Origin of the sequence: Azoarcus olearius (assembly GCF_001682385.1) — a bacterium.
GTDB classification, from domain to species: domain Bacteria; phylum Pseudomonadota; class Gammaproteobacteria; order Burkholderiales; family Rhodocyclaceae; genus Azoarcus; species Azoarcus olearius.
Genome location: NZ_CP016210.1, coordinates 3,781,672 through 3,805,707, shown reverse-complemented (window position 1 = coordinate 3,805,707; position 24,036 = coordinate 3,781,672). Strand labels below are relative to the sequence as shown.

At 70.0% G+C, this 24,036-nt stretch carries 25 protein-coding genes; 19 read left to right on the top strand and 6 right to left on the bottom strand.

Features of this window, described 5'->3' with window-relative positions:
• The first annotated feature begins 71 nt into the window (after window positions 1–71).
• A complete protein-coding gene (locus dqs_RS17360; RefSeq protein ID WP_011767105.1) occupies window positions 72–527 on the top strand; it encodes a response regulator in 456 nt (151 codons plus the stop codon).
• 20 nt (window positions 528–547) lie between these two features.
• The gene (locus dqs_RS17355) at window positions 548–3,406 is read left to right on the top strand and encodes an EAL domain-containing protein (RefSeq protein ID WP_065341272.1); all 2,859 of its coding nucleotides are present in this window, start codon (window positions 548–550) and stop codon (window positions 3,404–3,406) included.
• Window positions 3,407–3,410: 4 nt separating this feature from the next.
• Here the strand turns inward: dqs_RS17355 and dqs_RS17350 are convergent, their stop codons facing one another.
• On the bottom strand, window positions 3,411–4,553 hold the full coding sequence (locus dqs_RS17350) for a MalY/PatB family protein (protein WP_065341271.1): 1,143 nt from the start codon (window positions 4,551–4,553) through the stop codon (window positions 3,411–3,413).
• A gap of 116 nt (window positions 4,554–4,669) precedes the next feature.
• Here dqs_RS17350 and dqs_RS17345 point away from each other — a divergent pair, with 116 nt between their 5' ends.
• The 7 genes from dqs_RS17345 to dqs_RS17315 all read left to right on the top strand — a co-directional run bounded on the left by dqs_RS17345 (window position 4,670) and on the right by dqs_RS17315 (window position 12,145).
• Window positions 4,670–5,635: an MBL fold metallo-hydrolase gene (locus tag dqs_RS17345; protein ID WP_065341270.1), complete on the top strand. Its 966-nt coding sequence runs from the start codon at window positions 4,670–4,672 to the stop codon at window positions 5,633–5,635.
• 248 nt (window positions 5,636–5,883) lie between these two features.
• Window positions 5,884–6,720, top strand: coding sequence for a tRNA threonylcarbamoyladenosine dehydratase (locus dqs_RS17340; protein WP_065341773.1), 837 nt, complete (start codon window positions 5,884–5,886; stop codon window positions 6,718–6,720).
• Window positions 6,717–7,121, top strand: a complete 405-nt coding sequence (locus dqs_RS17335; RefSeq protein WP_065341269.1) for a sirohydrochlorin chelatase — start codon at window positions 6,717–6,719, stop codon at window positions 7,119–7,121. The genes dqs_RS17340 and dqs_RS17335 overlap by 4 nt, the downstream gene beginning before the upstream one ends.
• 46 nt (window positions 7,122–7,167) lie before the next feature.
• The gene (locus tag dqs_RS17330; RefSeq protein WP_065341268.1) at window positions 7,168–8,232 is read left to right on the top strand and encodes an efflux RND transporter periplasmic adaptor subunit; all 1,065 of its coding nucleotides are present in this window, start codon (window positions 7,168–7,170) and stop codon (window positions 8,230–8,232) included.
• Window positions 8,232–11,510 (top strand): efflux RND transporter permease subunit, encoded by a 3,279-nt coding sequence (locus tag dqs_RS17325; protein ID WP_065341267.1) that lies wholly within the window; start codon window positions 8,232–8,234, stop codon window positions 11,508–11,510. Before dqs_RS17330 ends, dqs_RS17325 begins: the two co-directional genes overlap by 1 nt.
• Complete coding sequence (locus tag dqs_RS17320; RefSeq protein ID WP_011767097.1) at window positions 11,507–11,725, top strand: YgaP family membrane protein; 219 nt, start codon at window positions 11,507–11,509, stop codon at window positions 11,723–11,725. The genes dqs_RS17325 and dqs_RS17320 overlap by 4 nt, the downstream gene beginning before the upstream one ends.
• A 111-nt stretch (window positions 11,726–11,836) precedes the next feature.
• Window positions 11,837–12,145, top strand: a complete 309-nt coding sequence (locus tag dqs_RS17315; protein WP_011767096.1) for a hypothetical protein — start codon at window positions 11,837–11,839, stop codon at window positions 12,143–12,145.
• 7 nt (window positions 12,146–12,152) lie between these two features.
• Here dqs_RS17315 and dqs_RS17310 read toward each other — a convergent pair whose 3' ends face one another.
• Together dqs_RS17310 and dqs_RS17305 are read right to left on the bottom strand one after the other, a co-directional pair.
• Window positions 12,153–12,653: a disulfide bond formation protein B gene (locus tag dqs_RS17310; protein ID WP_065341266.1), complete on the bottom strand. Its 501-nt coding sequence runs from the start codon at window positions 12,651–12,653 to the stop codon at window positions 12,153–12,155.
• Between the two features lie 126 nt (window positions 12,654–12,779).
• Window positions 12,780–13,703: a LysR family transcriptional regulator gene (locus dqs_RS17305; RefSeq protein WP_065341265.1), complete on the bottom strand. Its 924-nt coding sequence runs from the start codon at window positions 13,701–13,703 to the stop codon at window positions 12,780–12,782.
• Between the two features lie 108 nt (window positions 13,704–13,811).
• Here dqs_RS17305 and dqs_RS17300 point away from each other — a divergent pair, with 108 nt between their 5' ends.
• The 6 genes from dqs_RS17300 to modD all read left to right on the top strand — a co-directional run bounded on the left by dqs_RS17300 (window position 13,812) and on the right by modD (window position 17,442).
• Entirely contained in the window at window positions 13,812–14,414 is a 603-nt protein-coding gene (locus dqs_RS17300) for an FMN-dependent NADH-azoreductase (protein ID WP_065341264.1), read from the top strand.
• Window positions 14,415–14,474: 60 nt separating this feature from the next.
• A complete protein-coding gene (locus dqs_RS17295; RefSeq protein WP_065341263.1) occupies window positions 14,475–15,359 on the top strand; it encodes a pirin family protein in 885 nt (294 codons plus the stop codon).
• A gap of 155 nt (window positions 15,360–15,514) precedes the next feature.
• A complete protein-coding gene (locus dqs_RS17290) occupies window positions 15,515–15,841 on the top strand; it encodes a (2Fe-2S) ferredoxin domain-containing protein (protein ID WP_011767091.1) in 327 nt (108 codons plus the stop codon).
• A 2-nt stretch (window positions 15,842–15,843) separates the two neighbouring features.
• On the top strand, window positions 15,844–16,119 hold the full coding sequence (locus dqs_RS17285; protein ID WP_065341262.1) for a nitrogen fixation protein NifZ: 276 nt from the start codon (window positions 15,844–15,846) through the stop codon (window positions 16,117–16,119).
• Window positions 16,120–16,124: 5 nt separating this feature from the next.
• Window positions 16,125–16,508 (top strand): NifB/NifX family molybdenum-iron cluster-binding protein, encoded by a 384-nt coding sequence (locus dqs_RS17280; protein ID WP_011767089.1) that lies wholly within the window; start codon window positions 16,125–16,127, stop codon window positions 16,506–16,508.
• An 88-nt stretch (window positions 16,509–16,596) separates the two neighbouring features.
• Window positions 16,597–17,442 (top strand): ModD protein, encoded by an 846-nt coding sequence (gene modD / locus dqs_RS17275; RefSeq protein ID WP_011767088.1) that lies wholly within the window; start codon window positions 16,597–16,599, stop codon window positions 17,440–17,442.
• Between the two features lie 361 nt (window positions 17,443–17,803).
• On the opposite strand, the gene ybiB is transcribed toward modD, so the two are convergent.
• Window positions 17,804–18,724, bottom strand: a complete 921-nt coding sequence (gene ybiB, locus dqs_RS17270) for a DNA-binding protein YbiB (RefSeq protein ID WP_065341261.1) — start codon at window positions 18,722–18,724, stop codon at window positions 17,804–17,806.
• 89 nt (window positions 18,725–18,813) lie between these two features.
• Here ybiB and dqs_RS17265 point away from each other — a divergent pair, with 89 nt between their 5' ends.
• The 3 genes from dqs_RS17265 to dqs_RS17255 are packed head-to-tail and all read left to right on the top strand — an operon-like array spanning window position 18,814 to window position 20,812.
• Complete coding sequence (locus dqs_RS17265) at window positions 18,814–19,695, top strand: NAD(P)-dependent oxidoreductase (protein WP_065341260.1); 882 nt, start codon at window positions 18,814–18,816, stop codon at window positions 19,693–19,695.
• On the top strand, window positions 19,692–20,582 hold the full coding sequence (locus tag dqs_RS17260; RefSeq protein ID WP_065341259.1) for an NAD(P)-dependent oxidoreductase: 891 nt from the start codon (window positions 19,692–19,694) through the stop codon (window positions 20,580–20,582). Before dqs_RS17265 ends, dqs_RS17260 begins: the two co-directional genes overlap by 4 nt.
• The gene (locus dqs_RS17255; protein WP_065341258.1) at window positions 20,579–20,812 is read left to right on the top strand and encodes a hypothetical protein; all 234 of its coding nucleotides are present in this window, start codon (window positions 20,579–20,581) and stop codon (window positions 20,810–20,812) included. Before dqs_RS17260 ends, dqs_RS17255 begins: the two co-directional genes overlap by 4 nt.
• Before the next feature lie 68 nt (window positions 20,813–20,880).
• On the opposite strand, the gene dqs_RS17250 is transcribed toward dqs_RS17255, so the two are convergent.
• On the bottom strand, window positions 20,881–21,579 hold the full coding sequence (locus dqs_RS17250) for a class II aldolase/adducin family protein (protein ID WP_065341257.1): 699 nt from the start codon (window positions 21,577–21,579) through the stop codon (window positions 20,881–20,883).
• A complete protein-coding gene (gene mtnA, locus dqs_RS17245) occupies window positions 21,576–22,652 on the bottom strand; it encodes an S-methyl-5-thioribose-1-phosphate isomerase (protein ID WP_065341256.1) in 1,077 nt (358 codons plus the stop codon). Before mtnA ends, dqs_RS17250 begins: the two co-directional genes overlap by 4 nt.
• A 149-nt stretch (window positions 22,653–22,801) precedes the next feature.
• On the opposite strand from mtnA, the gene dqs_RS17240 reads away from it, so the two are divergent.
• Window positions 22,802–23,959, top strand: a complete 1,158-nt coding sequence (locus tag dqs_RS17240; protein ID WP_065341772.1) for a pyridoxal phosphate-dependent aminotransferase — start codon at window positions 22,802–22,804, stop codon at window positions 23,957–23,959.
• The last annotated feature ends 77 nt before the right edge of the window (window positions 23,960–24,036 follow it).

Here is a 24,036-nt window from a genome sequence, read left to right as displayed (position 1 = left end):
GCGCCGCGCGTGCAGCGGTCACCCACTCACCCATGCGCTGCCGTGCAGCGGCGGGAGCAGGAACTGTGAGCATGCAGCGTGAACCTTTCGACCCGCCGGTCATGAGCACGGAGCGTTCCATCCTGCTGGTCGAGGACAACCCCGCCGATCTTGACCTGACGCTGCGCGCGTTTCGCCGCCGCCATCTGCTCAACCCCTTGCTGGTCGCGCGCGACGGCCAGGAAGCCCTCGATTTCATTCCCCGCTGGTCGGCCGGCGAGCCGCTGCCGCTGGTGGTGTTGCTCGATCTCAAGCTGCCCAAGGTGCCGGGGCTGGAGGTGCTGCGCACCTTCAAGGCCAACCCCCTGACCCGCCCGGTGCCGGTCGTGGTGTTGACGACCTCCGACGAGGATGCCGACATCGAGTCGGCCTACAGCCTCGGCGCAAATTCCTACATTCTCAAGCCTGTCGATTTCGACAAGTTCACCCAAGTCGCCAGCCAGATCGAACTCTATTGGTGCGCCCTCAACAAGCCGGCCCGACAGTGACCGCCGAGGGCGGGGAGACGATGAAAGCACTGTACGTAGAAGACAATCCCGCCGATGCCGACCTGCTTCGGCGCAGCCTCGCGCGGGGCATGCCCGCGCTCGCGCTGGAGATCGTCACCAGCATCGGCGAGGCGATGGGCAGGCTTGCCGCCAGCAGCGACTTCGACATCGTGCTGGCTGATCTCGCCCTGCCCGACGGCAGCGGCATCGACCTGCTCAATTGGGTGCGCGAACGGCGGATGCCCGGTGCCTTCGTCGTGCTCACCGGCTCGGGCGACCAGGAGGCGGCGGTCGGCGCGCTGAAAGCCGGCGCCGACGACTATCTGGTGAAGGACGGCGACTACCTCGAGCGCCTGCCGCACACCATCGTCGCCGCCATCGAGCGCGGCCAGGCCGAAGTCGCCGGGCGCGGGCGGCCGATCCGCGTGCTCTATGCCGAGCACCACCGTTTCGACATCGACTTGACGCTGCGTCAGCTGGCCCACTCGGCGCCGCATCTGCGCTTCGAAACCGTCAGCAGCGCGGAAGATGTGTTGCGCCGGCTGCCGGCGTCAGGGGCCGAGCCTTGCGCCGTCGACGTGCTGTTGCTCGACTACATGCTGCCGGGGCTGAACGCGCTCGACCTCACCAAAGTGCTGCGCCAGCAGCGCCGGCTCGACATTCCGATCGTGATGGTGACCGGGCAGGGCAGTGAGCAGACCGCGGCCCAGGCGCTGCGGCTGGGTGTGTCGGATTATCTGGTCAAGCACGAAAGCTATCTGCACGAGTTGCCGCTGGTGCTCGACAAGGCGTTTCGCCAGGCCGAACTGGTGCGCGAACGGGCCGCGCTGCGGACGATGACCCAACGCCTAGAGGAGGTGCTGGACTGCAGCCCTTCCGTCAATTACACGCTCACCCGCGGTGAAGAGGGATGGGTGGGCACGTGGATGAGCCACAACCTCACGCGGATGACCGGGTTCAGCGTGGCCGAGGCGCTCGCGCAGGGATGGTGGGCACGCACTGTCCACCCGGACGATCTCGAGCGGGCGTCGCGCGCGGTCCGCGCGGTGGAGGAGGACGGTCACTATGTCCACGAATACCGCATCCGTTGTGCCGACGGCGGGGTGCGCTGGATCCGCGATGAACTGCGCGCGGTGCGCGACGAGGGCGGGCGCGTGGTGCGTGTCGCCGGCGTGTGGATCGACATCACCGAGCAGCGCCAGGCCACTGAACTGCTGCGACTGAACTCCGCGGTCATCGAAAGCACCCACGACGGCGTGGTGCTGACCGATCTCGACGGTGCCATCGTCGCGGTCAACCGCGCGTTTACCGAGGTCACCGGCTACAGCCGTGACGAAGTCGTCGGGCAGAATCCGCGTTTCCTGCAGTCCGGCCGCCACGATCGCGGCTTCTACCTGTCGATGTGGGCCGCGCTCAAGGAGGCAGGCCACTGGCAGGGCGAACTGTGGAACCGGCGCAAGAACGGCGAACTGTTCCCCGAGTGGCTTACGCTCAACGCGGTGCGCAATGAGGTCGGCCACGTCACCCACTACGTGGGCGTGTTCACCGACATCAGCAAGCTCAAGCAGACCGAGGACCGGCTGGACTACCTTGCCCACCACGATCCGCTGACCGACCTGCCCAACCGCCTGCTGGTGCTGTCGCGGCTGGAGCACGCGCTCGACGGCGCGCAGCGGCGGGGATGCCGGGTGGCGGTCATGTTCCTCGATCTCGACCGCTTCAAGACGGTCAACGACAGCCTCGGGCACGCGGCCGGCGACGAACTGCTGCGCGCGGTGGCCGCCCGGCTGCGCGGTGCGCTGCGCGAGGAAGATACCCTCGGCCGGCTCGGCGGCGACGAGTTCATGGTGCTGCTCGAACACGTGGAGGCGCCGGCGGACGCCGCCGTGGTGGCAAAAAACCTCGTGGAGGTGCTGGCGGCGCCGTTTGCGCTATCCAACGGCCACGAGGTATTCATCCGCGCGAGCATCGGCATCAGCTTCTATCCCGACGACGGCGACGACTTCATGACCCTGGTGCGCAACGCCGACGCGGCGATGTATCGCGCCAAGGCCCAGGGCCGCAACACCTACGGCTTCTACACCGAAGACCTGATCCGCTCCGCGACCGAGCGGCTGGCGCTTGAAACACGCCTGCGCCGGGCACTCGAGCACGACGAGTTCGTCGTCTATTACCAGCCTGTGCTGGGCGTGAAGGATGGCCGTCTGCTCGGCGCGGAAGCCCTGGTGCGCTGGAAACCGCAGGGCGAACCAATGGTGTCGCCCGCCGCGTTCATCCCGGTGGCCGAGGAAACCGGCCTGATCGTGGCACTGGGCGAATGGGTGCTGCGCGACGCCTGCAGGCAGGTCCGCGAGTGGATCGACGCCGGTTACGCCTTCGGCCAGGTCGCGGTCAATCTGTCGGCCGAGCAGTTCCGCCGGCAGGACGTCAGCGCGATGCTGGCGACGGTGCTGGCCGAAACCGGCTTGCCGGCAACGCAGCTGGAACTCGAGATCACCGAGAGCAGCCTGCTGGAGGCGGGCGAGCATGCGGTCGGCTTGCTGGAGCGGCTGAAGCAGCAGGGCGTGGGGCTGGCGATCGACGACTTCGGTACCGGGTATTCCTCGCTCGCCTACCTCAAGCGCTTTTCCATCGACAAGCTCAAGATCGACCGCAGCTTCGTGCAGGACATCGCCGACGACAGCAACGACCTGGCGATCGCGTCGGCCATTGTCGCGATGGCGCGGGCGCTCGACATGGCGGTGCAGGCCGAAGGCGTGGAAGGCGAGGCGCAGCTCGAGCTGCTGCGCGGACTGGGCTGTGGCAGCTACCAGGGCTACTTGTGCAGCCCGCCGCTGCCGGCGGACGAGTTCGAGGCGCGCTTCCTGCGGCTGCGCTAAACCCTCAGCGCGCGGTGAGCGCGCGCCGCATGCGTGCCAGCGCTTCGTCCAGCGTCGCCCGGCTGCAGCCGAAGTTGAGCCGCACGAAACCCGGCATGCCGAACGCGCGTCCGTCGGACAGGCCGACGCCGCCGGCTTCGAAGAACGCGGCCGGGTCGTCGAGTCCGGCGTCGCGACAGTCGATCCAGGCCAGATAGGTGGCTTCCGGCCGCGTCGTGCGCAGGCCGGGCATCGTCGCCACCGCGTCGAGCACGCGCTCTCGGTTGTCGCGCAGATAGTCCAGCAGCGCGGCGCGCCAGGGGCCGCCATGGCGGTAGGCCGCCTCGGCGGCGACCAGACCCATCACATTCACGTGCGGCACGATGCCGCGCATCTCGCGCTGGTAGCGGCGCCGCAGACCGGCGTCCGGGATGACCGCGAAAGCACAGTACAGCGCGGGGATGTTCCAGGTCTTGGAGGGCGCCATCAGCGTGATGCTGCGCCGCGCGATGCGCTCGTCGAGCGCGGCGATCGGCAGGTGTGGGCGCGCCGCATCGAGGACCAGGCCGCAGTGGATCTCGTCGCTGCAGACCACCAGGTCGCGGCTTTCCGCGAGATCCGCGATCCAGCGCAGCTCCTCGCGATCGAACGCGCGCCCGACCGGGTTGTGCGGATTGCACAGCATGAAGACGCGGGTGCGCGGCTCGATTGCCGCCTCCACTGCGGCGCGGTCCCATTCCCAGCGCCCGTTGCGCTCCACCAGCGCGCAACTCACCAGGCGGCGACCGCTGTTTTCCGGTGCGGTCAGGAAGGGCGGGTAGACCGGGGTGGCGGTAAACACGCTGTCGCCCGCTTCGCCCACCGCGCGGCAGGCGAGGTTGAACCCGGTAACCACGCCCGGCAGCCACACCAGCCATTCAGCCTGGATGTGCCAGTCGTGGTCGCGCCGCAGGCCCTCGACCACCGCCTCGGCCAGCGACGGGGGAGCATCGGTGTAGCCGAACACGCCGTGGTCGAGACGGCGGCGCAGGGCTTCGAGCACGGGCGGCGGCGCACTGAAATCCATGTCGGCAACCCACAAGGGCAGCACGTCACGGCCCGCGTAGCGGCCCCACTTTTCACCGGGAACCTGGCGCCGGTCGGGGTGTCGGTCAAAGTCGAATTGCATGGCGGCTACGGCAGGTAAGCGAGGCCGGTAGTGTAACGTCGCTTGTGATGGCCCGGGACCGCCGGGTGCGGCAGATATAATTGCGCAAAATCAATCGAACGAGGGAGGAGACCAAGGTGCAAGACGTGATCGCCCATCCGGACGGTATTTACGCGGTGGACTCCGGCTACGGACGGCCACAGCTGGCGGCGATACATCTGATTGTCCACCGCGGGCGGGCCGCGGTGGTCGACACCGGCACGAACGCCTCGGTGCCACGCGTGCTGGCGGTGCTCGCGGCGCTCGGCATTGCCCCGGACAAGGTGGACTGGGTCATTCTCACCCATGTCCATCTCGACCATGCCGGCGGCGCCGGCAGCCTGATGTGCGCCTTCCCTGCCGCACGTCTGCTGGTTCATCCGCGCGGGCTGCGCCACATGGTGGACCCGGCCCGGCTGTGGGAAGGGACGATGGCGGTCTACGGGCCGGAGCGCGCGTTCCAGCTCTATGGCCGGCTTGTACCGGTGGCGGAGGAGCGCATCGTTCCCGCCACCGACGGCCTCACGGTCGAACTGGGCGGACGCGCACTGCACGTCCTCGACGTGCCGGGCCACGCGCGCCACCACATCTGCGTGCACGATGAATTCGCGCAGGCGCTGTTCACCGGCGACGCGTTCGGTATCTCCTACCGCGATCTCGACGTCGATGGGCGCGCCTTCATCCTGCCCACCACCACGCCGACGCAGTTCGACCCGGGTGCGATGCATGCGTCTGTCGACCGCATGCTGGCGTGCGAGCCGCAGGCGCTGTACCTCACGCATTACAGCCGGGTGGGCGAACCCGCCCGGCTGGGTGCGGACATGCACCGCCTGATCGACACTTTCGTCGCGGTAGCGCGCGCTGCGCGCGGCGAGGGCGTCGCGCGCCACGTCGAGATCCTCGCCGGGCTGGAGCAGGTGGTGCGCGAGGAGGCCGCGCGGCAAGGCTGGGCATTGGGGGAGGAGGCGAGCGTCGACCTGATGCAGCTCGATCTGGAACTGAACGCCCAGGGGCTGGGCATCTGGCTGGATAGTCTGCGCGTGCGGGAGGCTGCGGCGGCGTAAGCCGCCGGCTCTAGGCGGGCTGTCCGCCGCGCCGACGTAGCCCGGCGGGGCCGTGCGACGGCTTGCGTTGCACCGGGTGCCGCGGCCCCCGCCCGCCTTGTGCGCCGAGATCGCGCAGCGGTGGCTGGGTCTTTGCGCCCGCGAAGACGTCCTTGCGCAGCACGCGCGTTGGAGAAGCGGCGGACGCGAGTTCAGCCGGCCGTCCCGGCTGCGGTAACATCGCTTCGCCTGTGTTTCCGCTCACCGTCATGTCCGATTCCCCTGCCGAACTCCTTGCCCCGCTCGACGAGGCTGTCGCCGCCGAGGCCGACGGCGGCCGCCGTTTCGGCGGCATCGCGCGTTTGTACGACGATGCCGCCCTTCATCGCCTGAATCTGGCCCACGTCTGTGTGGTCGGAATCGGCGGCGTCGGTTCGTGGGCGGCGGAAGCGCTGGCGCGCAGCGGCGTGGGCCGTCTGACGCTGATCGATCTCGACCACGTGGCCGAATCCAACATCAACCGCCAGGCGCACGCGCTCGATGCCACCCTCGGGCAGGCGAAGGTCCAGGCAATGGCCGAACGCATCCGCGGCATCAATCCGCGCGCCCGCGTCGATACCGTGGAGGATTTTGTCGAGCCGAACAACGTGGCTGCGCTGCTGCGCGAGTTCGACCTCGTCATCGACGCCATCGACAACGTCCGCGCCAAGGTTGCGATGGCGGTCCATTGCCGGCGCGCCCGGTTGCCGCTGCTGATGGCCGGCGGCGCCGGCGGCAAGCGCGACCCGGGCCGCATCCGTGTTGCCGACCTCGTCGCCACCGAGCAGGACCCCCTGCTGGCCAAGGTGCGGGCCACGCTGCGGCGCGACCACGCTTTTCCGCGCGCGGCGGGCAAGAAGTTCGGCATCGAAGTGGTGTACTCCAGCGAGCCGCTACGCTACCCGGCGGCAAGCTGCGAGACCGGCCGCGGGCCGCAGGGGCTCGCCTGCGCGGGCTTTGGTTCCAGCATGGCGGTGACGGCGAGCGTCGGGCTGTTTCTCGCCGCCCGCGCAATCGACCGGCTGGTGGCGAAGCCGGTCGCGGCCGAAGCGGGAGCAAACGTATGAGCGCGACGATGCCAAGCGGGCAGGCGGCAACGCCGGCCGACACCGTGTTGCTGTTCGGCCATGGCGCGCGCGACCCGCAATGGGCCGGGCCGATGCAGCGCATCCGGGCGCGCATGCTGGCCGCGCCCAACCCGCCGCGGGTGGAGCTGGCCTTTCTCGAACTCATGAGCCCCTCGCTGCCGGAAGCGATCGCCGCGGCGGTGGCTGACGGCGCGCGCCACATCCTCGTCGTGCCGGTGTTCCTCGCCCAAGGCGGTCATCTGAAGCGGGATGTTCCGGCGCTGGTCGCCACTGCCGCCGCCGAGCATCCGCGCTGCCGCATCGAACTGGCCGGCGCGGTCGGCGAGGCCGACGCCGTCATCGACGCGATCGCGGCCTACGCGGAGCGCTGCCGGGGCTGAACGCGGCTGTCTTGAAACTTGTGCATATAAGAATATACTTATATGCATGATGATCCCGCGCCCGCTTGCCCTGCTGCTGTCCCTGCTGATTGCCACCTCGTCCGCGCATTCCGCTGATGAGGTAGAGGCCATTCCGACCGTGCGCATCGGCGCGCGTGCGCTCGCCAGCGCAATCGTCGCGGAGGCGAGTATCGAGGCGGTACGGCAGAGCACGCTGGCAGCGCAGGTGCCGGGGCGCGTGGTGCAGCTGGCGGCGGATGCCGGCGATGCGGTTCGCGCCGGCCAGGTGCTGCTGCGCATCGACGCGGCGGAAGCCAGCCAGGCGGTCGCCGCGGCCGACGCCGACGTGGCACGCGCCGAGGCCGGGTTGACCGAGGCGCGCGCCAACCTTGCCCGTAGCCGGAGCCTGTTCGAGCGCAAATTCGTGAGCCAGGCCGTGCTCGACCAGGCCCAGGCGGCCTTCGATGCCGCTGCCGCGCAGCTGCGCGCCGCGCGTGCGGGCCGCGGGCAGGCGGCAAGCGTCCAGGGCCACGCCGTGGTGGCTGCGCCGTTCGCCGGCGTGATCGCCGCGCGCTACATCGAGGCCGGGGAAATGGCCCAGCCCGGGCGCGAATTGCTCACCCTGTACGATCCCGCAGCCTTGCGCGCCGTGGTCGATCTGCCGCAGCAACGCCTCGCCCAGCTCGGCACCGGCCCCGTGAAGGCCCGCATCGAGCTGCCGGGCCAGCAGCGGGTGTTCGAGGCCGCGAGCGTCACCGTGCTGCCGGCGGCAGACGCGCGCACCCACACCGTGCGGGTGCGGGTGGAGCTGCCGCCGGGCAGTAATGACGTGGTCCCGGGCACCTATGCCCGCGTCCATTTCCTCTCGGCTGCAACCCGCCGTCTCACCGTGCCTGCCGCCGCCGTGCTGCGCAGGGGCGAGCTGACCGCGGTGTATGTGGCGGAAGGGCGGGGCGGCTTCAGCCTGCGCCAGCTTCGCCTGGGCGATACGATCAGCGACGACACCGGACGTCCCGCCGTCGAGGTGCTCGCCGGCCTGGGCGAGGGCGATGTCGTGGCGCTCGATCCGGTGCAGGCCGGCATCGTCGCCCGCGCGCGGCAGGGCAAGTGATGGCTGCGGAGCAAGGCCTTGCAGGGCGCCTCGCCGCGGCGTTCCAGCGCAACGCGATCACGCCGCTGATCGCGCTGGTGCTGATGCTGGCCGGCGTGTTCGCCACGCTGGTCACGCCGCGTGAGGAAGAACCGCAGATCGACGTGACGATGGCGAACGTGATGGTGCCTTTCCCCGGGGCCTCCGCGCGCGACGTGGAGGCGCTGGTGGCGCGCCCGGCCGAGCAGGTGCTGTCGCGCATGGCCGGGGTGGAGCATGTGTATTCGGTGTCGCGGCCCGGCATGGCGGTGATCACGGTGCAGTTCGAGGTTGGCGTGCCCAACCAGACCGCGCTGGTGCGGCTGTACGACACCGTGCACTCCAACCGCGACTGGCTGTCGCCGCAGCTCGGCGTGGGCGAACCGGTGGTCAAGCCCAAGGGCATCGACGACGTGCCCATCCTCGCGCTGACGCTGTGGAGCGCGGACGACACGCGCTCCGCGTACGACATGCAGCAGGTGTCGCGCGCGCTCGAACTGGAACTCAAGCGCCTGCCCGGCACCCGCGACGTGCAGACCCTCGGCGGCCCCGACCGGGTCGTGAAGGTCGATATGGACGTTGCGCGGATGAACGCGCACGGCATCAGCGCGCAGGATTTGCGCGGCGCGCTGCAACTTGCCAATGCCTCCCAGCCGGCCGGCAGCCTGGTGGCGGACAACCGCGAAGTGCTGGTGCAGACCGGCGCCTTCATCGAGTCCGCCGAGGACGTGCGCCAGCTCGTCGTCGGCGTCAGCGGTGGCCGCCCGGTGTATCTGCGCGATGTCGCCGAGGTCGGCGATGGACCGGACCAGCCCTCGCGCTACGTGTGGTTCGGCACCGGGGCGGCGGCTGCCGCCAAGGGCATCGACGGCGCGGGGCGTTTCCCGGCGGTGACGCTGGCGCTCTCCAAGAAGCCCGGCGCCAATGCCGCCGACGTTGCCGCCGCGGCGCTGGCGCGGGTGGAAGCCCTGCGCGGCAGCCTGATCCCCGACGGGGTGCAGCTCACCGTCACCCGCAATTACGGTGAAACCGCCAACGACAAGGCGCAGAAGCTGATCGGCAAGCTGGTGTTCGCTACCGCCGCGGTGGTGGCGCTGGTGTTTTTCGCGCTCGGCTGGCGTGAGGCGCTGATCGTCGGCATCGCGGTGTCGCTGACCCTGGCGGCGACGCTGTTCGCGTCATGGGCATGGGGCTTTACGCTCAACCGCGTCAGCCTGTTCGCGTTGATCTTCTCGATCGGCATCCTCGTGGACGATGCCATCGTGGTGGTGGAGAACATCCACCGCTGGCACACGCTGGAGCCGGATACGCCGCTGTGGCGGCTGATTCCGCGGGCGGTGGACGAGGTTGGCGGGCCCACCATCCTGGCCACCTTCACCGTCATCGCGGCGCTGTTGCCGATGGCCTTCGTGACCGGTCTGATGGGGCCCTACATGAGCCCCATCCCGATCAACGCCTCGATGGGCATGTTCATCTCGCTGGTGGTGGCTTTCGTGGTGACGCCGTGGCTCGCGCAGCGCCTGCTGAAGTCGGCGGAGGCCGGTCACCACCCCGGCGACGATGCGCTGACCCGCCGCCTGGATGGAATGTTCCGCCGCGTCATGACGCCGATGCTGGACGCAGCTCACGGTGCCCGGGCGCGGGCGCGGCTGTGGCTGGCGGTGCTGGTGCTGATCGCGGTGTCGCTGGCGCTGCCGGCGATGCAGTGGGTGGTGCTGAAGATGCTGCCGTTCGACAACAAGAGCGAGTTCCAGGTGGTGCTCGACATGCCGGTCGGTACGCCGGTGGAAGAAACCGCGCGGGTGCTGGGCGAAATCGGCGAGCACCTCGGCACCGTGGCCGAAGTCACCGACTGGCAGGCCTACGCCGGCACCGCGGCGCCGATCAACTTCAACGGTCTCGTGCGGCAGTACTACCTGCGCAGCAGTCCGGAGCTGGGCGACATCCAGGTCAATCTGACCGACAAGGCGCAGCGCACGCGCAAGAGTCACGAGATTGCGGTCTCGGTGCGCGAGGCGGTGGCGACGATCGCCCGCCGCAACGGTGGCAATGCGAAGGTGGTCGAGGTGCCGCCGGGGCCGCCGGTGCTGTCGCCCATCGTCGCCGAAATCTACGGCCCGGACTACGCCGGCCAGGCCGAGGTTGCCGCGCGGGTGCGCGCCGTGTTCGAGCGCACGGCGGACATCGTCGGCGTGGACGACACCGTGGACGAGGCCGCGCCCAAGCTGCTGCTACGGGTCGACCAGGCCAAGGCGGCGCGGCTGGGGGTGGCGCAGGCCGACATCGTCGACGTGCTGCGGCTGGGCTTGGCGGGCGAGAACGTCACCCCGCTGCACGGGGGCGACAACAAGTACGAGGTGCCGGTGCGGGTGCAACTGCCGGCCCGGCACCAGTCCGACATCGGCAATCTGCTGGCGATGAAGGTGCGCGCGCGCGGCGCGGAGAGCGGCGGCCGGCTGGTGGCGGTGGGCGAACTGGTCACCGTGCAGGAAACCCGCCGCGAGCAGGTGATTTACCGCAAGGATCTGCTGCCTGTCGTGTATGTCACCGGCGACATGGGCGGCCGGCTGGATTCGCCGCTATACGGCATGTTCGGCATCCGGGCCGAGGTCAAGGACATGGCGCTGGGCGGCGCGCCCGGGCTCGCCGGCACGCTGGACGAATGGTTCATCCGCCCGCCCGCCGATGCCTGGAGCGGCTACAGCCTGAAGTGGGATGGCGAGTGGCAGGTCACCTACGAAACCTTCCGCGACATGGGCGCCGCCTATGCCGTTGGTCTGGTGCTGATCTACCTGCTGGTGGTGGCGCAGTTCCGCTCCTACCTGGTGCCGCTGATCATCATGGCGCCGATTCCGCTGACGCTGATTGGCGTGATGCCCGGCCACGCGCTGCTGGGCGCGCAATTCACCGCCACGTCGATGATCGGCATGATCGCGCTCGCCGGCATCATCGTGCGCAACTCCATCCTGCTGGTGGATTTCATCAACCAGCAGCTTGCCGAAGGCAGCGACTTCGGCGAAGCGGTGATCCGCGCCGCCGCGGTGCGCGCCAAGCCGATCGGGCTGACAGCGCTGGCGGCGATGATCGGCGCGGTGTTCATCCTCGACGACCCGATCTTCAACGGACTCGCGATCAGCCTGATCTTCGGCGTCTTCATCTCCACCGTGCTCACCCTGGTGGTGATCCCGATGCTCTATTTCGCCGCGATGCGCCGCCGCGCCGGCGCGCTGAACGGCCAACCTCAGGGAGAAACCGCATGACCCTCACCACCGAACGCTATGTCCGCATCGTTGCAGGTGCCTTCGTGCTGCTGTCGCTCGCGCTCGGCGTGGCCGCTTCACCGCTGTTCGTCAGCCCGAATTTCCTGTGGTTCACCGCCTTTGTCGGCGCCAACCTGTTCCAGAGCGGCTTCACCGGGTTCTGCCCGCTGGTCAATATCCTGCGCCGGCTCGGCGTGCCCGAGGGCTGCCGCTGAGCCCCGAGGCGGAGCGGCCGTGTGCGGTTCCACGGCCCGCGCACACGAGCACGAGCGGTACCGCGGCGGCGCGCTACAATCGTCGGCCACACTATCGCTTCGGGCATATCCATGAACGATCGCACCGCTCCTCCGGAACGCCGTCTCGACCGCCGCATTCCGCTCGGCTGCTCGGCGTCCATCCTGTTGCGCAGCGGTGAGGCGGTGCCGGCCGAATGCGTGGAACTGAGCGTGAGCGGCATGACGCTGCGCGCGGCTTACGTGCCGGGCGAGCAGGAGGTCATCGAGGTCATGGTGGCCTCGCCGGGCGCCCGGGTGGACCGCCCGCCGCTGGTGACCAAACTGCAGGTCAAGCGCTGTCACGCGCTCGGCGACGGCCGCTACGAGATCGGCGGCGCCATCGTGCGCGTGGTCGGCTGAACCCGCTTCAGCGGACGCGGCGGCCGAACAGCAGCCACAGCGCGAGCAGCGCCGCGGCGCCGAAGTTGAGCAGCGACCAGTTGGCGAGCGACAGGCCGAGGAAGGTCCAGTCGATCGCGCTGCAGTCGCCCGCGCCGCGGAAGATCATCGGCAGCGCCGAAGTCAGCGGAAAGCTCTCCAGCATGTATTCCAGCCCTGGCCCGCACTCCGGAATTTCCGGCGGGTAGAGCTGCATCCACGTCTGGCGCGCGGCGACGCTGCCGCCGGCCAGCGCCGCGAGCAACAGCAGTCCCCCATACACGCGCACGCCCGCGCCGCGCGGTCCGTGCAGGCCGGCGACCAGCGCGATCACGCCCACCAGTGCGAATGCATAGCGCTGCATGATGCACATCGGGCACGGCTCGATGCCCTGGTAGTGCTGCAGGTAGAGCCCGAAGGCGAGCAGCGCCGCGCAGTAGGCGAACACGGCGAGAAAGAGCGGACGGCGGTTGCGGGGGAGGGCGATCATGGGTGAGAGCGGGCGTGGTTGTTCGGGGTGCGGACGCGATTGTAGGTGAGGCGCGCGGGCCGGGCTTCGTCGCCGTGGCGCGGTGAAAGTTCCGCCCTCCCCCGAGCCCGCATCGTCGGCCTGCGTTCAGCGGGGCGAGGGCGCGCGCGGCGCGTCGTCGGGCAGCGCCGCCAGCACCATGTCCAGGAAGGCGCGGGTGCGCGCCGGCATCAGCTTGCGCCCGGGAAATACCGCCCACGCGGTGTTGGCCGGCAGGCTCCACTCGGGCAGCACGCGCAGCAACTCGCCGCGGCGCACGTGGGCCACCGCGAAGTAGTCGGGCACCGCCGCGATGCCCTGTCCGGCGCGGGCGAGCTGGATCAGTGTTTCCGGTGAGTTGGCGGTGATCCGGCCCGGTGGCAGACCTTCCCAGTGCTGCTCGCCGTTGAGCAGACGCCACGGCGTCGGTTCGCCGCTGCGGCCGAACAGGCGCAGCGCCTCGTGCCGCATCAGGTCGTCCGGCACCCGCGGCGTTCCACGTTCGGCGAGGTAGTCGCGCGCGGCATACAGGCTGATCGGAAAGCTGCGGATGCGCCGCGCGGCGAGCGAGGCGTCGTCCGGCAGGTCACCGATGCGGATCGCCAGGTCGAAGTTCTCGCCGATCAGGTCCACCCGCCGGGGCGACAGGTCGAGATCCAGGCTGATGGCCGGGTGCAGCGCGACGAAGGCGGCGAGCATGTCCAGCAGCAGGTGGTTGGCGAAATCGGCCGGCATCGAGACGCGCAGGCGTCCGCTTGGCTGCGCCTGGCGGTGCTGGGCGAGGCTGGCGACGGCATCGACCTCGGCGGCGAGCTGGCGCGCGTGTTCCAGCAGATGCTGGCCGAAGTCGGTGAGCGACAGTCGGCGCGTGGTGCGCAGCATCAGCCGTTCGCCCAGCCGTTCTTCCAGCAGCGTGATCCGGCGCGACACGGTGGACTTGGGCAGACCAAGGCGCTCGGCCGCGCGGCTGAAGCTGCCGCCTTCGGCCACGCGGGCAAAGATCAGCAGATCATTGGCGTCGAATTGTTCCATGGAGGGAACAATGTTATCCGTTTGTCCGGGTTTTTAGCGGTTTTTGATCGGAATAAAGTGCATCCATCGCAGCACCCCGAACCCCGACGACACCGAGAGGCCACCGCCATGAACATCCTCCAGATCAACTCCAGCGCGCGCAGCGAAGGCGCCAACTCCACCCGCGTCGCCAACGACGTCACCACCCGCCTGCTCGCCGCCAACCCCGACGCCACCCTGACGGTGCGCGACCTGGCGAAGAACCCGGTGCCGGTACTCGACGAAGCCGCGCTCGGCGCGCTGTTCGCCCCGGTCGAGAGCCGCAGCGCGGATCAGGCGGCGCGTGTTGCCGCGAGCGACGCGCTGATCGCGGAGGTGCAGGCGGCCGACGTGCTGGTGCTCGGCGTGCCGATGTACAACTTCACCGTCACCGCCCAGTTCAAGAACTGGATCGACGCCATCGCCCGCGCGGGGGTCACCTTCCGCTACACCGCCAACGGTCCCGAAGGCCTGCTGAAGGGCAAGACGGTCTATGTCGCGCTTGCCCGCGGCGGCCAGTACCGCGGTTCGCCGCTCGACACCCAGGTGCCGTACCTGAAGGCGGTGCTGGGCTTCCTCGGCATCACCGACGTGCGCTTCATCTACGCCGAAGGGCTCAACATGGGGCCGGAGGCGGCGGCCAAGGGCTTCGCCCAGGCCGCGGCCGACCTCGACGCCGTGCTCGCCGCCTGATCCATCCACTCACCCGCGCCGGGCCTCCGTGCCCCGGCGCCCAGCGAAGGGAGTCGTGCCATGAACACCAGCGTCCGCCCCAGTGAAACCGTCCTCCGCCCGCGCGCCGTCGAGCGTCTGGTGGCCGGCATGCCGACCTCCGACGGCGCCGGGGTCAAGCTCACCCGCGTGCTCACACAGCCGCTGCAGCGCCGGCTCGACCCCTTCCTGATGCTCGACGCCTTCGGTAGCGCCAATCCGGACGACTACATCGCCGGCTTTCCGGACCATCCGCACCGTGGCTTCGAAACCGTCACCTACATGATCGCCGGGCGCATGCGCCACCGCGACAGCGCCGGCCACGAAGGCCTGCTGGAGAACGGGGGCGTGCAATGGATGACGGCCGGCCGCGGCGTGATCCATTCCGAAATCCCGCAGCAGGAAGACGGCGTGATGGAAGGCTTCCAGTTGTGGCTCAACCTGCCGGCGGCCGAGAAGATGAGCGCGCCCTGGTACCGCGACTTCGGTGCGGCCGAGTTGCCGTCTTTCCTCACCGAGGCGGGTGTCGCGGCGGCGGTGATCGCCGGCAGCAGCCACGGTGTGGAAGGCGCGGTCACCCGCGAAGCCACCGCGCCGCTGTATCTCGACCTCCACCTGCCCGCCGGCGCCCGCTTCAGCCAGACGCTGCCGGCGGCGCACAACGCCTTCGTGTATGTCTATCGCGGTAGCGTGCAGGTGGCGGAAACCCGGGTGCCGGCGCAGCGCATGGCGATCCTGGCCAACGCCGCCGAACGCGACGGCGTGGTGCTGGAAGCGGTGGGCGGCGACGCGCGTGCGCTGCTGATCGCGGGCCGGCCGCTGAACGAGCCGATCGCGCAGTACGGTCCCTTCGTGATGAACACCGAGCAGGAGATCTATCAGGCACTGGCGGATTTCCGCGAGGGCCGGCTGGGCGAGGCGGCGTAACCCGCAGGCTGCGTCACCCTTGTCCTACGCGCAAAAGGCCGTTTGTCGCACACCCGACAAACGGCCTTTTCCAACTCCTTGAAACAACGCGATTTTACCCGTGGCACCCGGCTTGCTTTCCTTGCCATGAACCCAACGCCTGCAAGGAGCGCGTCATGCCGAAGCCAAAAAAACACGTCCTCGTCTGTGTCCAGGGCCGTCCGCCCGGCCATCCCCGCGGTTCCTGTCAGCAAAAGGGCTGTGGCGAGGTCCATCAGGCCTTCCTCGAAGCCTTTCAGGCGCGCAACCTGTGGAATGAATTCGCGGTGACCAACACCGGCTGCCTCGGCCCCTGCATGGCCGGCCCCAGCGTGCTGGTCTATCCCGACGCGGTCATGTACGGCGGCGTCACCGCGGCCGACGTGGGCACCATCATCGACGAGCACCTGATCGGCGGCACGCCGGTCGAGCGGCTGAAGGTTCCGGCCGAAATCTGGGGGTGATCATGGAACAGGGCACCGAACTGCTGCCGGGCGAGATCGTCCGCGCCGCCGAAGACATCTACAACGACGGCGGCGTGCCCGACGTGCCGGAGGGCGCGCTGCTCGCCGCCGAAGGCGCGCGCGGCGTCATCGTCAAGGTCGGCCACGTCGAGGCGATGCAGGACGTCGCGATCTACATCGTGCGTTTCCAGGGCGCAGATGAAGTGCTCGGTCCGCCGATCGGCTGCCTCCGCGAAGAACTGGTGCGCGAGGAGACCGCTCCGGCGGTCGCCAACTGAGCGCGATGCGGATCGCCGTCGCCACGCAGGACTTCAGCCGCGTCTCGGGGCACGCGGGCAAGGCGCGCGAATGGCTGGTGTACGACTGCCAGCCCGGCGCGCCGCTGCCGCAGCCCGAACAGGTGACGCTGGAGAAGTCGCAGCTGTTCCACTATTTCGACGACGTGGGGCCGCATCCGCTCGATGGTGTCGAGCTGATCGTCGCCGGCAGCGCGGGCGACGGCTTTCTGCGCCACATGAGCAAGCGCGGCGCCCAGGTGCTGCTGACCGGCGAGTCCGAGCCGGAGGTGGCCCTGCAGAAGCTGATCGCGGGCGAAACGCTGGCCGACACCCGCTTCGATCCCACCCGCGCGCTGTGCGCGCTGCGCGACCTGTTCTCGCGCCACTGATCACCGGCGCCGCCGTGCTCCGCGCGCGGCGGCCTCCGTTTTTCCGCGCCGGCTGCCTCCGGGCGGCCGGTTCCACAGGGGAAGCCGCATGCCACGCTCCGTCCTAGCCGATCACGAACTGGCCGCGTTGCTGGCCGACGACGTGCCCTGCGGCGATCTCACCACCGACGCGCTGCGCATCGGCCCGCAGCCGGCGCGGCTGAGCTTCATCGCGCGCCAGCCGATGACCGTGTGCGGGGTCGAGGAAGCCGTGCGGATGTTCGAACTCGCCGGCGCCGCGGTGAAGGCCGAACTCGCCTCCGGCGACGTGCTCAGCTTCCAGTCGCCCATCCTGACCGCCGAAGGCGATGCCGACGTGCTGCACCGGGTGTGGAAGACCGCCCAGGTGCTGGTCGAGTGGGCGAGCGGCATCGCCAGCAGCGCTTCCGCCATCGTCGAGGCCGCCCAGCACGACGGCCGCCGCGTGCCGGTGGCCTGCACCCGCAAGACCGTGCCGGGCACCAAGGCGCTGTCGGTCAAGGCGGTGCGCTGCGCCGGCGCCAGCATGCACCGCTTGGGCCTTTCGGAGACCCTGCTCGTGTTCCCCGAGCACCGGCTCTACCTGGATGAGGCCCCGGCGGTCACCATCGCCCGCCTGCGCGCGGCCGAAGCGGAAAAGCGCATCGTCGTCGAGGTGGGCTCGGTGGAGGAGGCGGTGGTGTGGACCGAGGCCGGCGCCGACGTGATCCAGCTGGAGAAATTCCCGCCCGAACGGGTAGCCGAATGCCGCGCCGCGATCGCCCACAGCCGGATGCGCCCCTTGCTGGCGGCCGCCGGCGGCATCAAGGCGGACAACGCCGGCGCCTACGTGGCGGCGGGGGCCGATGTGCTGGTGACGTCGGCGCCATTTACTGCGGCGCCGCGGGATGTGAAGGTGACGTTCTTGCGGGATTGAGGACGGCGAAACGCGCTTTTTTTCGGCGGCGAGGTGATGAGCGCCTCGCTCCCGCTCCTTCAAGGGGTGAGGACGCCGTTTCGGCTAGCATTGCTTGCCGCCTGCTGAACGACGGAGCGAAGCGAAGGCACCCGGGCGGGCCCAATTTGCTCCCTCCCCTTCAAGGGGAGGGCTGGGGTGGGGATGGGGTTAGGCATGGCGCTGAAGCCAACCCCATCCCCCTCCCAACCTCCCCCTTGAAGGGGGAGGGGAAAAACCTTCCAGGTGCGGAGTCTTCGCTTCGCCTCGCAAACAGGAAGGCATCAGGTTGTGCTCGCCGAAATCCTGCTCCGCGCCCTTGAAGGGGGAGCGGAAAAACCTCTCACCCCTCGCGCGCCAACGCCGCCAGCGCTGCCACCTGCGCCGTGATCGGCTCCGGCACCGCCTGCTCGCCCGCCAGCATCGCGCGGATGCAGGCCACGTTGTCTTCAATCGACGGGCTGTCGGGCAGGCCGGCCAGCGGCGGCGCGCCGCCTTCCTCACCCGGCACGCCGATGCTGGCGATGCCGTCGCGGAACACCTGCATTTCCGGCGTGCGCCGCGGATTGGCGTAGATCTCGCCTTCGGTGCCGCGCAGCAGCATCGCGCGGCCGCCGTCCTCGCGCAGGAATTCGCCCATGCGTTCGAGGTATTCCGGGTGCGTCACCGCCACCACGCGCACGCTGTAGCCGCGGCAGGGGTCGATCAGCTTGGCCATGATGTGGCCGCTGCCTCGCAGGCCGAAGCGGGTGCGCAGCGCGAGCAGTTCGGCCATGCCCGGCAGCATCTGCTCGACGCGCAGGCAGGCAAGGCGGCCGGCGGCGAGTTGCGCGGACGCGGCGGCGGCATCGGCGGCAGGATGGATGTCGAGCGCGGCGAGCAGTTCGAACGGGCTGACGCGGGCTTCGAAGTCATGCCGGCCCTGGATCAGCACCGGCACCCCTTCCCGCGCCAGCAACAGCGCGACCAGCGGCATCAAATTGGGCTGGCGGCGCGCGCCGTTGTAGGTGGGCAGCACCACGCAGCGCGGGCCGGGCGGAACGGTCACCTGGGCGGTGCGGGCGTCCATCGCGCGCTTGAAGCCGAGCAATTCGGCGAGCGATTCGCTCTTGACCCGCAGCGCGATCAGGATGGCGCCGAGTTCGAGGTCCGGCACGCGGCCGTCGAGTATGTCGCCGAACAGGCTTTCCGCCTGGGCAACGTCCAGCGGCCGCGCGCCCTTGGCGCCACGGGCGATTTCCTTGATGATTGGGGCGTAGCTCATGCCGGCATTATCCGCGCCTGAGCAGCGCGCTGGAACCCGCGGCCGCCGCCTTTTTCTCCCTTTCCCTGTTTCTCCCGGAGCCCACGATTATGGAAGTCGGATTCATCGGACTCGGCCTGATGGGCCGCCCCATGGTGTTGAACCTGCTGAAGGCCGGCCACACGGTGCACGTGTGGAGCCGCCGGCGCGAATCCATGGTGCCGCTGCTCGAAGCCGGCGCCGGCGACTGTGCGAGCGCCGCCGAGGTGGCGAGCCGCGCCGCGGTGACCTTCAGCATGGTGGCCGATGCCCCCGACGTCGAACAGGTGACGCTGGGCGAGGGCGGCGTCGCCAGCGCGGCGCGTGCGGGGCATATCCATGTGGATATGAGCACGATCGCCCCTGCCGCTGCGCAGGCGATCGCCGCGCGGCTGGCCGAGCGCGGCGTCACCCTGCTGGATGCGCCGGTGTCCGGTGGTGAGGTTGGCGCGATCGCCGGCAGCCTCACCATCATGGTCGGCGGCGACGCCGCGGCCTTCGACACGGTCAAGCCGGCGTTCGAGGCGATGGGCAAGTCGATCAACCGCATCGGCGACTCCGGCGCCGGGCAGGTCGCCAAGGCCTGCAACCAGATCCTCACCGGCGTCGGCGTGGCGGCGGTGGCCGAGGCGCTCAACTTCGCCACCCGCAGCGGCGTCGATGCCACCAAGGTGCGCGAGGCCCTGCTCGGCGGCTTTGCCTACTCGCGCATCCTTGAAAACCACGGCCAGCGCATGCTCGACCGCAACTTCCGCCCCGGCTTCAAGGCCTGGATGCATCAGAAGGACATGCGCATCGTGATGGAAGAGGCTCACCGCCTGGGTCTGGCGCTGCCGTCCTCGGCGGCCACCGCGCAGATGTTCAACGCGATGGTCGGCAGCGGCCTCGGTGAGGACGATTCGATCGCGATGCTGAAGCTGCTCGAACGCATGAGCGGGGGCGCGGGCGAATGAAGGTCGGCTTCGTCGGCCTCGGCGTGATGGGCGTGCCGATGGCCGGCCATCTGCTCAAGGCCGGTCATCAGGTGGCGATCTGGGCGCGGCGGCCCGATGCGGCGCAGGCACTGATTGCCGACGGCACGCTCGCCGGCGCCGAGCTGTGCGCCACGCCGGCGGCGCTGGCGGCGCGCAGCGAGGTCGTGATCAGCATCATCACCGCCAGCGCCGACGTCGAGGCGCTGGCTTTCGGCGACGACGGACTGGCGGCCGGTTTCGCGCCCGGCGCAATCCATGTAGACATGAGCACGATCGCGCCGACCACCGCGCGCGCACTCGCCGCGCGCTATGCGCAGCAGGGCGTGGGCTGGGTGGATGCGCCGGTGTCCGGCGGCGGCACGGGCGCGCGCGAGGCGACGCTGGCGATCATGGCCGGCGGGGAGGCAGAAACCCTGGCTCGCGTGCGGCCGCTGTTCGAGGTGCTGGGCCGCACCGTGGTGCACATCGGCCCGGCCGGGGCGGGGCAGGTGGCCAAGGCCTGCAACCAGATGATCATGGTGGCCGCGATCCAGGCGAGCGCCGAGGCGATGCACCTGGCCAACGCCCACGGCGTCGACCTGGCGGCGGTGCAGCGCGCCTTGATGGGCGGTTCCGCGGCTTCGCGCGTGATGGAGGTGATGGGCGGGCGCATGGTGGCGCGCGACTTCGGCGCCGGCATCGAGGCCCGCCTGCATCACAAGGATTTCGCCATCCTGATGGGCGAGGCGGTGGGGCTCGGGGTGCCGCTGCCGGTGGCTGCGCAGGTGTGGCAGCAGCTGAATGCGCTGATGGCCTCGGGCATGGGGCGCGACGACACCAGCAGCCTGCTGCGCGTGCTCGAAAACATGGCGGCGCGGCCATCGTGAGCGCGCTGCGGATTGCCGCCGCGTTCGTTCTGGTCGTTGCACTGCAGGGGTGTGCGGTGTTCGCGGTGGCCGATGCGGTCATCACCGTGGGTGCCACCGCGGTGAAGGCCGGCGCCGTGGTGGCGGGCGCCGCGGTCGATGTGGTGGGCGCAGGGATCGAGGCGGCAACCTCGGATGACGAGGACGAAAAGGCGCAGCACGCCAAAGAGGGCAGCGAGCGGCGCGAGTAGGGGAATGCTGCCGCGCTGGCCGGCCGTCGGCCGTGGCCCTGTTTCCCGGTGATGGGCGCCGGGCCCGGTCAGCGGCGGGACGCGCCTCCGCCATCGCCCGCAGCGTCTTCCGCGGCGGCGCGCGGCCGCCCGTACCAGCGGAAGCGTTCGATCACCTCATCCATTTCCTCACGCGACAGCAGCACCGGCGCGCCGAGCTGGCAGGTGCGCCAGTACTGCGCGCACAGGGTTTCGAACTCGATGGCCTGCGCCAGCGCGTGCGCCAGGTCGCGTCCGAACACCAGCATGCCGTGGTTGGCGAGCAGGCAGGCGCTGCGGTCCTGCAGCGCGGCGACGGCGGCCTCGGACAGCGCGGGCGTGCCGAAGGTGGCGTAGCGGGCGCAGCGCACGGTGTCCCCGCCGAAGCGCGCGATCATGTAGTGAAACGGCGGAATTTCGATGCGCTGGCAGGCGAGCGCGGTGGCGAACGGCGCGTGCGCATGCAGCACCGCCTGCGCCTGCGGGAAGGCGGCGTAGATGTCGCGATGGATCTGCCATTCGGACGACGGTGCCCAGGCCGGCGCGCCCGCCGCCGGGCGGCCTTCGTCGTCCAGCGGCACCATGTCCTGCGGCGAACAGGCTTCGGCGGGCAGTCCGCTGGGGGTGATCAGCAGGCCGTCGGCGAGCCGCACGCTGGCGTTGCCGGAGGCGCCGACATTGAGGCCGGCTGTGGTCATCGCGCGGGCCGTGGCAAGCAGCGGCTCGCGCAGCGTATCCGGGGCGTTCATTGCGCGTCCTCCGGATACAGCGCCGCCAGCGCGTCGGCGGCGGCGATGCCGCGTTCGGTGATGATGCCGGCGATGAAGCGGGCGGGCGTGACGTCGAAGGCGGGGTTGGCCGCCGCAGTGGCGTCCGGCGCAAGTCGCAGCTCCGCCGGTTCGCCATCCGTGCCGGCGCCGCGCACGTTGCACACCTCGGCCGCGCCGCGGTCTTCGATCGGGATCGCGTCGCCGTCCGGGCAGCCGAAGTCCAGCGTGGAGTGCGGGGCCGCGATGTAGAAGGGCACGCCCGCTTCGCGCGCGGCGAGCGCCTTCAGGTAGGTGCCGACCTTGTTCGCCGTGTCGCCATTGGCGGCGATGCGGTCTGCGCCGGTGATGACCAGGTCGATTTCGCCGCGTGCCAGCAGCAGGCCGGCGGCGTTGTCGGCGATCAACCGGTGCGGCACCCCCGCTTCACGCAGTTCCCACGCCGTCAGCAGCCCTTGGTTGCGGGGCCGGGTCTCGCTGACGGTGACCTCGACCGCCAGCCCGGCAAGATGCGCCGCATACACCGGCGCCAGCGCCGTTCCGGCCCCCATGGTCGCCAGCCAGCCGGCGTTGCAGTGGGTCATCACCCGCACCCGTCCGCGTACCGCGGCGATGGCTTGCAGCAGCGGCAGACCGTGGGCGCCGATCGCAGCGCAGCAGCGCACGTCGTCAGCGCAGATCGCGGCCGCCTCGTCCCACGCGGCGGCGCGGCGCGCGCCGGGTGTCAGCGGGCGCAAGGCCGCGGCCATGCGCGCCAGCGCCCAGTGCAGGTTGACCGCGGTGGGGCGGGTGGCGGCGAGGGTGGCGAGGGCGTATTCGAGCGCGTCGTCGCCCGGGTCCGCCGTCAGCGCGAGTGCCACGCCGTAGGCGGCCGTGCCCCCGATCAGCGGTGCGCCGCGCACCCACATGGCGCGGATCGCTTCCGCCGCTTCGTCCAGCGTGCGCAGGCGGCGCTGCTCGCTACGCCAGGGCAGGCGTGTCTGGTCCAGCACCAGAACGCTATCGCCGTCGCGGCACAGGGTGGGGATGGGCTGGGTGAAGCGGAAGGGTGTCATCGCGGGGCGGTGGCCGGAGGCGGTTGGGGGAGCCGTCGAATGTGCCAGCGCGCGGCAGGGGCCGCAAGCGCGACAGGGCGCCCGCGGGCATGACGGGCGATCGCTACGGGTGCGAGAATGCGGCCCTTGTCCGCCGCCGCGAGGCCGCCATGCCGCACTTTCCCGCTCCGGTCGTTTCCCGCCTGCCGCAGGTGGGCACCACGATCTTCACCGTGATGTCGCGCCTCGCGCAGGAGTGTGGCGCGATCAACCTGTCGCAGGGCTTCCCCGACTTCAATGCCGACGACGCGCTGTTCGAGCGCGTGGCGCACTGGATGCGCAGCGGGCACAACCAGTACGCGCCGATGGCTGGCGTGCCCGCACTGCGCGAGGCGGTGGCGGGCAAGGTGGCGGCGCTGTACGGCACCGCGTACGACGTCGAACACGAGGTAACGATTACCGCCGGCGCCACCCAGGCGCTGTTCACCGCGGTGGCGGCCTTGGTGCATCCGGGCGACGAGGTGATCGTGTTCGAGCCGGTGTACGACTCCTATGGCCCCGCGATCGAGCTGGCCGGGGGGCGCGTGGTGCGCATGCAGTTGGCGGCGCCGGATTACCGACCCGACTGGGCGGCGGTGGCCGCGGCAATCACCCCGCGTACCCGCATGATCATGATCAACTCGCCGCACAACCCCACCGCCACGGTGTGGACCGCGGCGGACTACGACCGCCTCGCGGCGCTGCTGCGCGATACCGGCATCATCGTGGTGTCGGACGAGGTGTATGAACACATCGTGTTCGACGGCCTGCAGCACCGCAGCTGCGCCGCCCATCCGGAACTCGCCGCGCGCAGCATCGTGGTGTCCAGCTTCGGCAAGACCTACCACATCACCGGCTGGAAGGTGGGCTATGTGGTTGCGCCGCGCGAGTTGATGGCGGAGTTCCGCAAGGTGCACCAGTTCAACGTGTTCACGGTGAATACGCCGGTGCAGTACGCGCTGGCCGACTACATGGCGGAGGCCTCGCGCCATCTCGGCCTGGCGGCCTTCTACCAGGCCAAGCGCAACCTGTTCCGCGACGCGCTCGCCGGCTCCCGCTTCGAGCTGCTGGCGTCGCGCGGCACCTATTTCCAGCTGGCGCGCTACAGCGCCATTTCCGACGAGGGCGATGTCGCGTTCTGCAACCGGCTCACGCGGCAAGTGGGGGTCGCCGCGATTCCGGTTTCGGCCTTCTTTGCCGACGGCCGCGACGAGCGCGTGATCCGCTTCTGCTTTGCCAAGAACGACACCACGCTGAACGCTGCCTGCGAGCGTCTGCGGGCCCTGTAAACGCCCGCTGGAAGCGGTGCAGGACAGCAGGCGGATGGGCAGTGGCGCCGGGCGTGCGTGATAAACTGCCGCGGTTT